This is a genomic window from Serratia odorifera (assembly GCF_041448735.1).
Classification (GTDB): domain Bacteria; phylum Pseudomonadota; class Gammaproteobacteria; order Enterobacterales; family Enterobacteriaceae; genus Serratia_F; species Serratia_F odorifera.
Map to the genome: position 1 here is coordinate 182,952 of NZ_JBGMUT010000001.1, position 13,496 is coordinate 196,447.

Annotated in this window: 11 protein-coding genes; 7 read left to right on the top strand and 4 right to left on the bottom strand. The window is 55.6% G+C overall.

Annotated elements, in window-relative coordinates; genetic code table 11:
• The first annotated feature begins 1 nt into the window (after nucleotide 1).
• From betI to betA, 3 genes are all read left to right on the top strand, one after another.
• On the top strand, nucleotides 2-598 hold the full coding sequence (gene betI, locus ACCC84_RS00915; RefSeq protein WP_039992306.1) for a transcriptional regulator BetI: 597 nt from the start codon (nucleotides 2-4) through the stop codon (nucleotides 596-598).
• A 23-nt stretch (nucleotides 599-621) separates the two neighbouring features.
• A complete protein-coding gene (betB, locus tag ACCC84_RS00920) occupies nucleotides 622-2,094 on the top strand; it encodes a betaine-aldehyde dehydrogenase (protein ID WP_004965388.1) in 1,473 nt (490 codons plus the stop codon).
• A gap of 210 nt (nucleotides 2,095-2,304) precedes the next feature.
• Entirely contained in the window at nucleotides 2,305-3,969 is a 1,665-nt protein-coding gene (gene betA / locus ACCC84_RS00925; RefSeq protein ID WP_273867137.1) for a choline dehydrogenase, read from the top strand.
• A gap of 106 nt (nucleotides 3,970-4,075) precedes the next feature.
• Here betA and ACCC84_RS00930 read toward each other — a convergent pair whose 3' ends face one another.
• The 3 genes from ACCC84_RS00930 to ACCC84_RS00940 all read right to left on the bottom strand — a co-directional run bounded on the left by ACCC84_RS00930 (nucleotide 4,076) and on the right by ACCC84_RS00940 (nucleotide 7,380).
• Nucleotides 4,076-5,701 carry an FMN-binding glutamate synthase family protein gene (locus ACCC84_RS00930; protein WP_004965384.1) on the bottom strand — a complete coding sequence of 542 codons (1,626 nt, stop codon included), beginning with the start codon at nucleotides 5,699-5,701 and terminating at the stop codon, nucleotides 4,076-4,078.
• Nucleotides 5,702-6,050: 349 nt separating this feature from the next.
• Nucleotides 6,051-6,641: a LuxR family transcriptional regulator gene (locus ACCC84_RS00935; protein WP_039992817.1), complete on the bottom strand. Its 591-nt coding sequence runs from the start codon at nucleotides 6,639-6,641 to the stop codon at nucleotides 6,051-6,053.
• A gap of 22 nt (nucleotides 6,642-6,663) precedes the next feature.
• On the bottom strand, nucleotides 6,664-7,380 hold the full coding sequence (locus ACCC84_RS00940; RefSeq protein ID WP_088499629.1) for an EAL domain-containing protein: 717 nt from the start codon (nucleotides 7,378-7,380) through the stop codon (nucleotides 6,664-6,666).
• 471 nt (nucleotides 7,381-7,851) lie between these two features.
• Here ACCC84_RS00940 and ACCC84_RS00945 point away from each other — a divergent pair, with 471 nt between their 5' ends.
• The 4 genes from ACCC84_RS00945 to ACCC84_RS00960 all read left to right on the top strand — a co-directional run bounded on the left by ACCC84_RS00945 (nucleotide 7,852) and on the right by ACCC84_RS00960 (nucleotide 12,856).
• Entirely contained in the window at nucleotides 7,852-8,409 is a 558-nt protein-coding gene (locus ACCC84_RS00945; protein WP_004965375.1) for a fimbrial protein, read from the top strand.
• Between the two features lie 64 nt (nucleotides 8,410-8,473).
• Nucleotides 8,474-9,202 carry a fimbrial biogenesis chaperone gene (locus ACCC84_RS00950; protein WP_198772804.1) on the top strand — a complete coding sequence of 243 codons (729 nt, stop codon included), beginning with the start codon at nucleotides 8,474-8,476 and terminating at the stop codon, nucleotides 9,200-9,202.
• 76 nt (nucleotides 9,203-9,278) lie between these two features.
• Nucleotides 9,279-11,828, top strand: a complete 2,550-nt coding sequence (locus ACCC84_RS00955) for a fimbria/pilus outer membrane usher protein (RefSeq protein WP_371901464.1) — start codon at nucleotides 9,279-9,281, stop codon at nucleotides 11,826-11,828.
• Nucleotides 11,825-12,856: a fimbrial protein gene (locus ACCC84_RS00960; RefSeq protein ID WP_004965372.1), complete on the top strand. Its 1,032-nt coding sequence runs from the start codon at nucleotides 11,825-11,827 to the stop codon at nucleotides 12,854-12,856. Before ACCC84_RS00955 ends, ACCC84_RS00960 begins: the two co-directional genes overlap by 4 nt.
• Before the next feature lie 67 nt (nucleotides 12,857-12,923).
• On the opposite strand, the gene ACCC84_RS00965 is transcribed toward ACCC84_RS00960, so the two are convergent.
• Entirely contained in the window at nucleotides 12,924-13,382 is a 459-nt protein-coding gene (locus ACCC84_RS00965) for a helix-turn-helix domain-containing protein (protein ID WP_004965371.1), read from the bottom strand.
• Nucleotides 13,383-13,496 lie beyond the last annotated feature (114 nt).

The following is a 13,496-nucleotide window of genomic DNA, read 5'->3' on the forward strand; positions in this document are numbered from 1 at the left end:
CATGCCAAAAGTAGGAATGCAGCCGATACGAAGGCAGCAATTGATTGATGCCACGTTGGCTGCGGTAAATGAAGTGGGAATGCACGACGCCACCATCGCGCAGATTGCGCGTCGGGCCGGCGTATCGAACGGCATTATCAGTCATTATTTCAAGGACAAGAACGGCCTGCTGGAAGCCACGATGCGCTATTTGATCAGCCATCTGGGCGAAGCGGTAAAGCTGCGGTTGCAGGCACTGCAAGATAACAGCCCGGCGTCGCGCTTGCAGGCCATCGTCGCCGGCAATTTTGACGACAGCCAGATCAACAGCGCGGCGATGAAAACCTGGCTGGCATTTTGGGCCAGCAGTCTGCACCAGCCGCAGCTGAACCGGTTGCAGCAGGTGAACGGCCGCCGGCTGTATTCCAATCTCAGTGCCGAATTCCAGCGCGCGCTGCCGCAGGCGCAGGCGCGGCTGGCAGCCAAAGGGTTGGCGGCATTGATTGACGGCCTGTGGCTGCGCAGCGCATTGCGCGGTTCCGCCTTCAATCAGGCTCAGGCGCTAGCGCTGACCACCGACTACATCATGTTTCAACTCCGGGGGCATACGCCGCCCTGAGGACTGTAATAAAGGAGAACCTTATGTCCCGTTTTGGCTTACAGAAGCTCTATATCCATGGTGCTTATGTAGACAGTAGCGAAGGGAAAACCTTCAACGCCATCAACCCGGCCAATGGCGAGGTTATCGCCGAAGTGCAGGCTGCCAGCGCTGAAGACGTCAACCGTGCGGTGGCGAGTGCAGCCAGCGGGCAGAAGGTGTGGGCGGCAATGACGGCAATGGAACGCTCGCGGATCCTGCGTCGCGCGGTAGATATCCTGCGTGAGCGCAACGACCAGTTGGCCGAGTTGGAAACGCTCGACACTGGCAAGGCGCTGTCCGAAACCACTGCGGTTGATATTGTGACCGGCGCGGACGTGCTGGAATATTATGCCGGCCTGATCCCGGCCATCGAAGGGCAGCAGATCCCGTTGCGCGATACTTCCTTTGTCTATACCCGCCGTGAACCGCTCGGCGTGGTCGCCGGTATTGGTGCCTGGAACTACCCGATTCAGATTGCCTTGTGGAAATCGGCACCGGCGCTGGCCGCGGGCAACGCGATGATCTTCAAACCCAGCGAAGTGACATCGCTGACCGCGCTGAAGCTGGCGGAAATCTACAGCGAAGCCGGTCTGCCAGACGGCGTGTTCAACGTGGTCACCGGCAGCGGGGCAGAGGTTGGCCAGTACCTGACCGATCATCCGGGCATTGCCAAAATCTCGTTTACCGGCGGCGTGAAGACCGGTAAGAAAGTGATGGCCAACGCTTCCAGCTCGACGCTAAAAGAAGTCACCATGGAACTGGGCGGCAAGTCGCCGCTGATCGTTTTCGACGATGCCGATCTCGATCGCGCGGCGGATATCGCCATGATGGCCAACTTCTACAGTTCCGGACAGGTGTGCACCAACGGTACTCGCGTCTTCGTCCCTGCGGCATTGCAATCGCAGTTTGAGGACAAAATCCTGCAGCGGGTCAAACGTATTCGCCTGGGCGATCCTACCGATCCGAGCACCAACTTCGGGCCGCTGGTCAGCTTCCCGCACATGGAGTCGGTACTGCGCTTTATCGAAAGTGGCAAAAACAGCGGCGCACGCCTGCTGTGCGGCGGTGAGCGGGTGACCGACGGTGAATACGCCAAAGGCGCATTTGTGGCGCCAACGGTGTTTAGCGACTGCACCGACGAGATGGAGATCGTACGTGAAGAGATCTTTGGGCCAGTGATGAGCATTCTCAGCTACCAGAGCGAAGCTGAAGCGATCAAACGCGCCAACGACACCACCTATGGTCTGGCCGCCGGCGTGGTTACACGCGATCTGGCCCGTGCCCATCGGGTGATTCATCAGTTGGAAGCCGGCATCTGCTGGATTAACACCTGGGGAGAATCACCGGCGGAAATGCCGGTCGGCGGTTACAAGCATTCAGGGGTTGGCCGGGAAAACGGTCTGGCCACGCTGGAACACTACACGCAAATCAAATCGGTACAGGTAGAACTGGGCGACTTCGCTTCGGTCTTCTGAATCTCCCCGCCGCATTTCCAACTACAGCGTTAGCAGAGCCCGGTCACTGGCTGCGTCAATGGCCCGGGCTTTCTGACCGCCTGGCGGTAACGCGAAATCCACGGGGGAATAATGCCCCCAGATGTTGAATGAAATCTGGCCTGACCATCATGTGCAGGGCTTTCTGGCCACATTGCGCATGCAGGCAAATAATTATCAAGGAGATAATGAATGGAATTTGATTACATCATTATCGGCGCCGGCTCGGCCGGCAACGTACTCGCCACCCGTTTAACCGAAGACGCCGACGTCAGCGTGCTGCTGCTGGAAGCTGGCGGCCCGGATTATCGGATGGATTTTCGCACCCAGATGCCGGCCGCGCTGGCCTTCCCGCTGCAGGGCCGCCGCTATAACTGGGCGTATGAAACCGATCCTGAACCGCACATGAACAATCGCCGCATGGAGTGTGGCCGTGGTAAGGGGCTGGGCGGTTCGTCGCTGATCAACGGTATGTGTTACATCCGCGGTAACGCGATGGACTTTGACAACTGGGCTACGGCGCCGGGTCTGGAAGACTGGAGTTATCTCGACTGTCTGCCCTATTTCCGCAAGGCGGAAACCCGCGATATCGGGCCTAATGATTACCATGGCGGCGACGGTCCGGTGAGCGTCACCACGCCGAAGACCGGCAACAACGAACTGTTCCACGCGATGATTGAAGCGGGCGTGCAGGCCGGTTATCCGCGTACCGACGATCTGAACGGCTATCAGCAGGAGGGCTTTGGCCCGATGGATCGTACCGTGACGCCAAAAGGCCGCCGCGCCAGCACCGCTCGCGGTTATCTCGATCAGGCACGCTCACGGCCCAACCTGACCATCGTCACTCATGCGCTGACCGATCATATTGATTTTGCCGGCAAGCGTGCGGTTGGCGTCAGCTACCTGAAGGGCGAGGGTAATCGCATCCACAGCGCGCGTGCGCGTCGGGAAGTGTTGCTGTGCGCCGGCGCAATCGCCTCGCCGCAGATTCTGCAACGCTCCGGCGTCGGCCCTGCGCCGTTGTTAAACAGCCTCGATATCCCACTGGTGCACGATCTGCCGGGCGTCGGTGAAAACTTGCAGGATCACCTGGAAATGTACTTGCAGTACGCTTGCAAGAAACCGGTGTCGCTGTATCCGGCGCTGCAATGGTTCAATCAGCCGAAGATCGGCGCAGAATGGCTGTTTAACGGCAGCGGCGTCGGTGCCAGCAACCAGTTTGAAGCCGGTGGCTTTATCCGCAGCCGCGAAGAGTTCGCCTGGCCGAACATTCAGTACCATTTCCTGCCGGTGGCGATTAACTACAACGGCAGCAATGCGGTGAAAGAACATGGTTTTCAGGCACACGTTGGCTCGATGCGTTCGCCGAGCCGCGGCCGGGTTCAGGTGAAGTCGAAAGATCCGCGCCAGCACCCGAGCATTTTGTTCAACTATATGTCCAGTGAACAGGATTGGCAGGAGTTCCGCGATGCGATCCGCATTACGCGTGAAATCATGGCGCAACCGGCGCTGGATCCCTATCGTGGTCGCGAAATCAGCCCAGGGGCCGACGTCACCAGCGACGAACAGCTGGACGCCTTTATCCGCGAACATGCGGAAACCGCCTTCCACCCGTCCTGTTCGTGCAAAATGGGCGAAGATGACATGGCGGTGGTCGACGGCCAGGGTCGGGTTCACGGCATGGAAGGGCTGCGGGTTGTGGATGCGTCGATCATGCCGCAGATCATCACCGGCAATCTGAACGCCACCACCATCATGATCGCGGAAAAGATCGCCGACCGTATTCGCAACCGCGCCGCGTTGCCGCGCAGCAGCGCAGATTACTATGTGGCGGGCGATGCGCCAGTGCGCAAATAACCCCGATTTTTGCAACATGCCCTCTCGCCGCCGAGGGGGAGGGCAGCCGTAGCAAGCACCCCTCTCCAACGCTCTTCCCTGAGGCGAGGGGGCAATTCCCGTCAATTTATCCTGCCAGCGCAATCACCTGCGCATCAAAACTGTATGGCGTAGCCATGCGCCACATACGGGCATAAAACTCGCTTTCGATCTCTTGCTGCAACAGGGCACCCGGTGCCAGATAATAGTAGATATCGGCATACACCTTGATTTCCGTAGCGGTAATACGGCGCAGCATATGATGTGACGTCAGCTGCTCTGGCCGGCTGATGCCCGCCGCTGCCAGCATTTCCGCCAGCGCTTTCAGCGTATTTTGCTGGAAGTGATAGACCCGCTCGGCCTTGTTTGGCACCACCAATGCTTTCTGGCGCAACGGATCCTGGGTGGCGACGCCGGTTGGACAATGATTGGTGTGACAGCTCTGCGACTGGATACACCCCACGGCGAACATAAAACCACGGGCGGAATTCACCCAGTCGGCGCCCAGCGTCATCACGCTGGCAATGTCAAAGGCGCTGATGATTTTGCCGCTGGCGCCGAGTTTGATTTTGTCACGCAAACCACAGCCGACCAGGGTGTTGTGCACGAACAGCAGCCCTTCGCGTAGCGGCATCCCCATGTAATTGGACAGTTCGAGCGGCGCGGCACCGGTGCCGCCTTCCTTACCGTCGATAACGATAAAATCCGGCAGGATCCGGGTGTGCAGCATCGCCTTGGCGATGGCGACAAATTCCCATGGGTGGCCAATACACAGTTTGAAGCCGATTGGCTTGCCAGCGGACAGCTCGCGCAGTTGCTCAATGAAATGCATCATTTCCACCGGCGTGCGGAAGGCGCTGTGCGATGACGGCGAAATACAATCCTCACCCTCAGGCACGCCGCGGGTGGCGGCGATTTCCGCATCAACCTTTTTAGCCGGCAGTATGCCGCCGTGACCCGGTTTGGCGCCCTGGCTGAGCTTGATTTCAATCATTTTTACCTGTGGGCTTTGCGCCTGTTCGGCAAAACGTTGCGGATCAAAATGGCCATCGGCGCTGCGGCAGCCAAAATAGCCGCTACCCAGTTCCCACACCAGATCGCCGCCGTGCTCGCGGTGATAACGGCTGATGCTGCCTTCGCCGGTGTCATGATAGAAGTTGCCTTTGGCGGCGCCAAGGTTGAGGGCGCGAATGGCGTTGGCCGATAGCGCGCCAAAACTCATCGCCGAGATGTTGAAGATGGACGCCGAGTACGGCTGGCGGCAGTCCGGCCCGCCAATCAATACGCGATAGCTGGCCGGATCGGCCACCGGCACCGGGCACATCGAATGGCCGATGCATTCATAACCGGTCTGGTACACGTCGAGAATGGTGCCAAACGGCTTGTCACCCATTTCGTTTTTGGCGCGACGGTACACCAGCGTGCGCTGCGTGCGCGAAAAAGGGATCTGTGCGTCGTCTTCCTCAAGCAGATACTGACGCAGTTCGGGGCGGATAAATTCAAACAAGAAGCGCAGGCGACCGATGATCGGATAGTTGCGGCAAATGGCGTGGCGCCGTTGAGCCAGATCGTAAATGCCCAAGGTGGTCAATGCGCCAAAAATCAGGCTCGGCAACCAGAACCACGGCTGTTCGACGGTGCTGAATAAGCAGGCGAGGGTAACGATGATGCTCAGCACAAAGCAGGTATAACGGCTGAATAAAGAGGATTTCATAACATCTCCCGATATTGGTTTTTTAATCCAGACGACGTTGCAGTTGGCGGGGCTGGTCACGCATAAACGCTGCCCGCGGCCGTGGGGCTGCCGTGGACGAATGGTAAACAATCGGCTTGTATGTTATGTGGCTGTTACTGCTGGCTCATCATTTGTTACACTAATTTAACGTCATGCGCCAGGCTGCGATTGCCATGGGCTCATGAACGCAGGCGTGGCACCGATGTGGCCGACGCCTGTGTCAATACCGTTGCGCCTACGGCATCATGGTGGTGGAACATCCGATGCGGCGGTGTGTGCGGCAGAGCCGCAGCCGGTTTGCACACCGACTGCGGCGTGGTGCAATGGGTTATTTCGCCGCAACGAAAATCGAGCTCATGCTGCGCAGCCGTAGCTTGCGCATCGCGCTGTATTTCTGCGAGAAAATGGTTTTGGGGTGGGTGCCGCGTTTTTCGGCAATATGCAACAGGCTGTCGCCGCGCAACAGATTGAAGATCACATCGCTTTCCGCCGGGCTGAGCTCGCGGGTTTTTTGTACCCGGATCCCGCCCGGTGCCTTGCTGTCCAACAGCTGCTGCAATTTTTCCTGCAACGAATAAAGTGGCATGCGGGTAGAGACCAGTTCAACGGAAATGCCCAAAATCGACAGCAGTTTCACCACCCGCTCGTCATCATAGAACACCAGGATCCGCGTTTTGCTACGGTATTGCTGATGCATCGCCACCAGGCTTTCAATCACGTTGACGCTTTGTTCCAGATTCTGCGAGGTAAAAATCAACGCAATATCATGCCTTGTTATTTTTTCCGCCTTCGAACCGCCCCGCATAAAGTCTGAAAACAGGCGCAGATCGTACTGGCCATAATTTTTTTTCAGCAATACGGACAGCCCAACGTAACTGTACTTACACTCACTGATTACAAGGACACTATTTTTCGACATACTGGTTAACACCATAAATGAGTTAAAAGTATTCAGCGGTAAGAAGCGAGTTTAAATCCTTGATATTGGACTCCTTCCACAGCTTTCCCTGCAATGCGTAATAGGGCATTTCATCCAGCCATTTTTTATGGTCGGTGGTTTCCACGCCTTCAATAATCACTTTGTAATGATTCAAGTAAAAAAAACGCAATAACGCGCGCATCAACCCTTCACCGCCGGGTTTTTTCATAAAGTTCCACAAGAGAAAACGGTCTAGCTTAACAAAACGGAACTGGCTGTTATAAAGCGCGGAAAATCCGGCGTAGCCAGAACCAAAATCGTCGAGCCAGAATGAATAACCGTTCAATAGCGGATCGCCATGAACCCGATCTTTTACCAGACGCGTGGCGCTTTCACTGATTTCAAAATGAATACAATGAACCGCCCTGATTCTTTCAGCCAACTGGCTGCTGGCTAATGAATGCAGCGTAGCGTCATCGACGTTAAGCGTGACGATGACCTGATTTTTATCGAACCAGCTTTGGTATTTCTCAATCAGTTCTACCTGTTCCAGCAAAATCCCGACGCGCATTGCACTATCGGCATGCTGGAAAAACTGCTCGGGAGAAAAGTGCGCATATTCACTGTCAAACGTGAAGCGTGATAAGCATTCGACAGCCAGCAGTTGCCCCGTTCTTCCAAACATTGGCTGGAAAACAAAATAAATTCCGTTATTTTTCGATCTAAAAGAACCCTTCATTTCCCAATCCTTGGATTGAATTTTAACTGACTGTTTTTGATGGTTAAATAAATTAACGGCGCGTATTTTATAGGTAATATTCTTATATTTTCGGCCCGCTTGGCGACGCGGTGTTTTTCGTCAACAAAATGCATGCCGACTCGCAATGTCAAAAAATATCAACGCGTTACAATGTGTAACTTTACGGGATAATATCCTGATTTTAGGGGCTATTACTGATATCTATGACCTGTAAGCTTTTCAAAACACAGATTATTCCTATTCCGTTGAATCGTCAACATCGATCGATAGGTATTTGTTGATAGTTTGTTCCTATCAAGGAGGGTGTTATGAATGTTTTAAACGATTTAACAATAAGAATCCGCTTAGTTTATATTTCGCCGGCAATGGATTCATCGGGCTTCATTCCTGACAAGGAGTAGCATCGTTGAATGTACTTAATAGTTGTATTAATTCATCGAGAGTCTAAATATGAAAATCACCAAATTGTCTGCTGTATTGGCATTGGCAGTAAGCACTGCTGCAATTTCTTCTTTCTCGGCGCAGGCTGCGGATGGCACTATTACTTTTAATGGCAAGGTTACTGACCAGACTTGTACTATTAGCACCCCAGGCGGTAAAGATTTCACCGTAACTCTGCCAACCGTTTCTTCTTCCACTCTGGCAGCGCAGAGCGCAACAGCAGGCCGTACCCCATTCGCTATTAACCTGACTCAGTGCTCTAAAGGCCAGGTTGCAACCTATTTCGAACCAGGTTCAACCGTTGATTTCAACACCGGCCGTCTGAATAACCAGGCGCAGGCTGATGCGGCAACCAACGTACAAATTCAACTGTTGGGGAGCAATAACCAGTTCCTGCCAATCCTGGCGGCGACCAATAACGGCGCTCAGGCTAACTCCCAATGGGTTACCGTGGCTAACGAAGGTGATTCTGCCGACCTGAACTATTATGCTGAATATTACGCTACCGCTGCTGCGGGCGCGGGTGATGTGACGTCTAACGTGCAGTACACCATTATCTACCAATAAGTAATATTCTTAATTCTGGCGGGGAATATATCCCCGCCAATATTCCCTACCTCAGTGATAAAAAATGAAAATGTCATTTAAAAAATACAGTGTATTGCTGGTTGCAACGCTTTTCAGCAGCAGCGTTTTTTCCAGTGTCATTATCAACGGTACGCGTATTATTTATCCGGGAAAACAGCGGGAAGTTACCGTTCAATTAACCAATAACGGCCAGTCTCCGGCCCTGATTCAATCCTGGATCGACGAAGGCAATCCGCAAACCACGCCGGAAAACAGCAAGGCGCCGTTTATCCTGACGCCACCCATCAGCCGCGTAGAGCCGAAAACCGGCCAGGCGCTGCGGGTATCGCTCACCAGCAGCTCGCTGGCGCAAGACAAAGAATCCCTGTTCTGGTTGAACGTGCTGGAAATACCGCCGGCGCCGACCGGAGCCAAAGACAGTGCGCCGGAAAACTTCCTGCAAGTGGCGTTTCGTACCCGCGTGAAGCTGATCTATCGCCCGGCAGGTTTGAGCGGTGAGGCCAACGATGCCCCGGAGAAACTGCAATGGCGCTTTAGCGCCGCCGGCGTCAGCATCAAAAACCCAACGCCGTATTACGTCTCGTTCACCGAAATCAACGCCGTGGTTAACCAGAAAAAGCTGCCGTTAGCGCCACACGGCGACATGCTGGCGCCAGGCCAGGAAAAAACGCTGGCGTTCTCGGGTGACAGCACGCGTATCGCCGATGTGGAATTCACCACCATCAACGATTTTGGCGGACGCGTAACACGGACGAAAAACAAACAAAAGTAACTCTTGGAACAGCGCCTCGGGCCGCTGCGCAAGCGGATGGCGGAGTGAGCTTAATTTGGTAAAGGAATGCTTATATATGAAAGAGTTACCTCTATCAGCCGCGGTAAGAACGGCATTATTCACTTATCTTCCCTGCGTTATTCAGGCGGCATCGTTATTGGCGTTGCCGGCGCTGGCTCGCGCCGCCGCGCCTGCCGCCGAAAAGCCGGCTGCGCCGGTCGAGGCCACGTTCAACAGTAACTTTTTGATCGGTGATGCTCAGGGCGTTGACCTTTCGCGTTTCCGCGACGGCAACCCGGTATTGGCCGGCAAATATTCATTGGATATCTACGTCAACGGCGAATGGAAAGGCAAAAAGAACGTTGAGTTTAAAAACGTGCCGGGTAAAAACAGTGCCGACACCTGTTTTTCGCTGCTGGCGCTCGACGAGTTTGGCGTGGATACCGCAGCGATGAGCAGCGACCCAACGGTGTCGACCTCCACCTGCCAGCCGCTGGGGCAGTGGATCCCGGAAGCGTATTACCGTTTCGATACCAGCACCCTGCGTCTGGACATCAGTATTCCGCAGGCGGCGCTGCGCCGCACCGCGCGTGGCTATGTCGATCCCAAGTTCTGGGATCGCGGCATTACCGCCGGCAGCCTGTCGTATAACTTCAACGCCTTCAACACCCACAGCTCCAGCGGCAGCAACAGTCAGGATTCGACCAATGCCTACCTGACGCTGAACGCCGGGTTAAATATTGCAGGTTGGCAATTGCGCCACGATTCCAACGTCAACTGGCGTTCGAAGGAAAGCACCCATTGGCAGAACACCGCCACCTATGCCCAGCGCGCCATTCCGTCAGTACGCGGCATGCTAACGCTGGGGGACGCTTATACCAATGGCGACTTCTTTGATTCCATCGGTTTTCGTGGCGCTCAGATCGCCAGCGATGACCGTATGTTGCCCGATTCGCTGAACGGCTATGCCCCAGTGGTACGTGGCGTAGCGCAGAGCAACGCGCTGGTGGAAATCCGTCAGAACAATCAGCTGATTTACCAGACCACGGTCGCTCCCGGCGAGTTTGTGATTAACGATCTGTACCCCACCGGCTACGGTGGCGATCTGAACGTCACCATCAACGAAGCCGACGGCAGCAAGCGCCAGTTCAGCGTACCTTATGCCTCGGTGGCACAGATGCTGCGCCCGGGCATTGCGCGCTATGCGCTGACTGCGGGCCGAGTACGCGATGATAATTTGAGCAAGGAGCCGGAAATGCTGCAGGCGACTTATCAACGCGGGTTCACCAATATTTTCACCGGCTATACCGGCGCCACGGTCAGCGATGGCTACAGCGCCGTGCTGATTGGCAGCGCGGTGGCCACCCCGGTCGGCGCCTTTGCCCTCGACGTGACGCAGGCAAATACCCGACTGAAGCAGGGCGATCAGTCAGGCCAGAGCTACAAGCTCAGCTACAGCAAACTGATGAGTGAAACCAATACCAACTTCACCATCGCGGCTTACCGTTATTCCACCTCCGGCTATCTGTCGCTACGCGATGCGCTGTATTCCCGCGACAACGAACGCAAGGGGCTGAGCGCCGACGCGGTTAACCGCCAGCGTAGCGAATATCAGCTGACGCTGAATCAGGGACTGGGTGACAGCTGGGGATCGCTGTACATCACCGGTTCGGTGCGCGATTACTGGAACCGTGGCGGCAGCACCAAGCAATACCAGGTCGGTTACAACAACTTCTTTGGCCGCGTGACCTATGGGCTTTCCGCCATGCGCACCACCGATGCCAACAACCGCGACGAAACGCGTTATTACCTCAACTTCTCGGTGCCGTTCAACGTTGGCTCGCAGATGCTGAGCCTGAACAGTTCGCTGGGTTACAGTGATAACGGCTATGACAGCAGCCGTATCGGCGTTAACGGTTCAACCGGCGAAGATAACAACATCAGCTACAGCGCTACGCTGGCGAACGATCGCACCGGCGGCACCAATACCAGCGTCAGCGGTGAATACCGTAGCCGCTTCTCAACGCTGAACGGTTCCTACAGCTATGGCAAGGATTACCGCCAGTCTTCGGTCGGCGCCTCGGGCAGCATCGTGGCGCACAGCGGCGGCGTGACCATGACGCCGCAGCGCGGGCAGACCATGGTGCTGGTAGAAGCGCCAGACGCCGCTGGCGCGATTGTCACCAACTCGCCGGGGGTGCGCATTGATAACAATGGCTATGCGGTGGTGCCTTACGTCGCACCATACCGCATGACCAATGTGACGCTCGATCCGAGTGGCATGTCGCGCGATGTCGAGCTGGAAAGCAATAGCCAGCAAATTGCTCCGTATGCGGGAGCGATTGCACGTCTTGAATTCAAGACCAACAAAGGCCAGGCCATGGTGATCCATGCATTGGCGCCAGATGGCAGCGCATTGCCGTTCGGCGCGGAAGTGCTGGATACGCGCAACCAGGTGGTGGGGATTGTTGGCCAGGGCAGCCGTATTTATCTGCGCAGCGAATCGCAGCAAGGATTATTGCAGGTTAAATGGGGTACGCAGCCAACGCAGCAGTGCTCCGTCAGTTATCGCGCTACAGCCAACAACAGCGCCGACTACGAATTTATCGAGGCAAGTTGCAAATGAAAAACCGTATCCGCACATTGGCCCATCTGGGCAAGCGTGCCCGGCAGGCCGCGCTGTTGCTGCTGCTGTGCGCCGTGGGCCCGCAGGCTTATGCCACCTGCTATGTCACCACCAATAACCCGCAAGACATCATCATGAACGTCGGTCGGGTGTTGATTACGCCCACCACCAAGGTGGGAGACGTGCTGGCCACCGGCAAGTTCGACATTCGCCGGGACAACAGTATCTCCTGTTCTGGTCGCAGTACCCTGTACGGACGGATTTTGCAGGGGGGGCCAAGTACCCTGAGCGATAAAATCTGGACCACCAACGTGCCGGGCGTCGGTATTCGTCTTTATCGCCAGATCGGCACCCAGGAAGGAGCCTATTATCCGCATGAGCTCTACCGTAACGGCGGGGTGTATCTGGCGGAAGGCTATTTTGTGGTGGAAGTGATCAAGATTGCCGAACAAACCGGTACCGGCTCGTTGGCGCCGGGGCAATACTCCACGTACTATGTTGATGGCAGCGGCCCCTCGAGGCCGATCCTGATTTCTCACGTATTGGCCAACAGTATCACCATCGTTACCTCGTCGTGCTCGGTCGACACCGGTTCGAAAAACAAGGTGATCAACCTGGCCACCGTGCCGTCCGCCACGTTCAGAGGGGTAGGCAGTACCGCAGCCGAGCAGGATTTTTCTTTGAACATCAACTGCGTTGGCGGGACTGGCACCGAGTTTCTGCCGGGCGGCGGTGGAGAAGGGTTGGTAAACGTACGCTTCGACTATACGCCGGATGGTTCCAACGCGCCGGGCGTGCTGAAGTCGTTGCAGGATACCAACGCGGCAAGCGGCGTTTCCGTGCAGTTGCTGAACGGCAGCACCTCGGCGCCGATCAAAAACGGTGAGTCGGTCTATGCCGGTCACACCATCGCCAACCAGACCAATACCATCACGCTGCCCCTCAAGGCGCGTTACTATCAGACCGGCACCCGCATCAAGGGGGGGGTGATTAAATCGATCGCCACCTTCACCATCGAATATAACTGATCGGCGGCCAGAAGGTTAAAAAGCCAATGCGGGCAACCGTATTGGCTTTTTTGACGTCGGCGTGAACTCAGTGCTGCCCCATCCAGCTATTGCACTTGCCGTCGACGCATTTATTGGCAAACAGCAACTGCAAGCCGGGCGATTCGTGGTGATGTTCCTGCAGCGGTTTGGCCTGCAAAGGTTGCGCGTCGACCACGTCCCAACGGGTGGTGCGGCGGTACACCGCCGGCGTTTTGCCAAACTGTTTCTTGAACGCGCGAGAAAATGAAGGCTGGGAATCAAAATGGAATTGCAAGGCGATATCCAGAATCGGTCTAGGGGTAGAGCGCAGCGCCTGCGCCGCCTTGGACAGACGTCGTTCACGGATGTAGCTGCCCAGCGCGTGGCCGGTGGTACTACGGAACATACGTTGCAAATGCCACTTCGAGTAGCCAGACTTGGCCGCCACGTTATCTAACAACAGCGGTTGATCCAGATGAGTTTCAATCCAATCCAGCAAGTCGTGAATGATATTGGCGCGATCCATTATTTAAATTCTCCCGCAGGTACGACATTCAGGTCACAGCAGATAAGTCTAATTATCCAAGTTTGTTCTTTGATAATAGGTGCGCAATGGCGGTTATGCAAGCGTAAACTTGGT

Excerpts from the sequence above, each read along its gene's own strand:
- ACCC84_RS00930 (WP_004965384.1), bottom strand. The coding sequence starts at position 5,701 with ATGAAATCCTCTTTATTCAGCCGTTATACCTGCTTTGTGCTGAGCATC.
- ACCC84_RS00945 (WP_004965375.1), top strand. The coding sequence starts at position 7,852 with ATGAAAATCACCAAATTGTCTGCTGTATTGGCATTGGCAGTAAGCACT.
- ACCC84_RS00935 (WP_039992817.1), bottom strand. The coding sequence starts at position 6,641 with ATGTCGAAAAATAGTGTCCTTGTAATCAGTGAGTGTAAGTACAGTTAC.
- ACCC84_RS00965 (WP_004965371.1), bottom strand. The coding sequence starts at position 13,382 with ATGGATCGCGCCAATATCATTCACGACTTGCTGGATTGGATTGAAACT.
- ACCC84_RS00955 (WP_371901464.1), top strand. The coding sequence starts at position 9,279 with ATGAAAGAGTTACCTCTATCAGCCGCGGTAAGAACGGCATTATTCACT.
- betA (WP_273867137.1), top strand. The coding sequence starts at position 2,305 with ATGGAATTTGATTACATCATTATCGGCGCCGGCTCGGCCGGCAACGTA.
- ACCC84_RS00960 (WP_004965372.1), top strand. The coding sequence starts at position 11,825 with ATGAAAAACCGTATCCGCACATTGGCCCATCTGGGCAAGCGTGCCCGG.
- ACCC84_RS00940 (WP_088499629.1), bottom strand. The coding sequence starts at position 7,380 with ATGAAGGGTTCTTTTAGATCGAAAAATAACGGAATTTATTTTGTTTTC.
- ACCC84_RS00950 (WP_198772804.1), top strand. The coding sequence starts at position 8,474 with ATGAAAATGTCATTTAAAAAATACAGTGTATTGCTGGTTGCAACGCTT.
- betI (WP_039992306.1), top strand. The coding sequence starts at position 2 with ATGCCAAAAGTAGGAATGCAGCCGATACGAAGGCAGCAATTGATTGAT.
- betB (WP_004965388.1), top strand. The coding sequence starts at position 622 with ATGTCCCGTTTTGGCTTACAGAAGCTCTATATCCATGGTGCTTATGTA.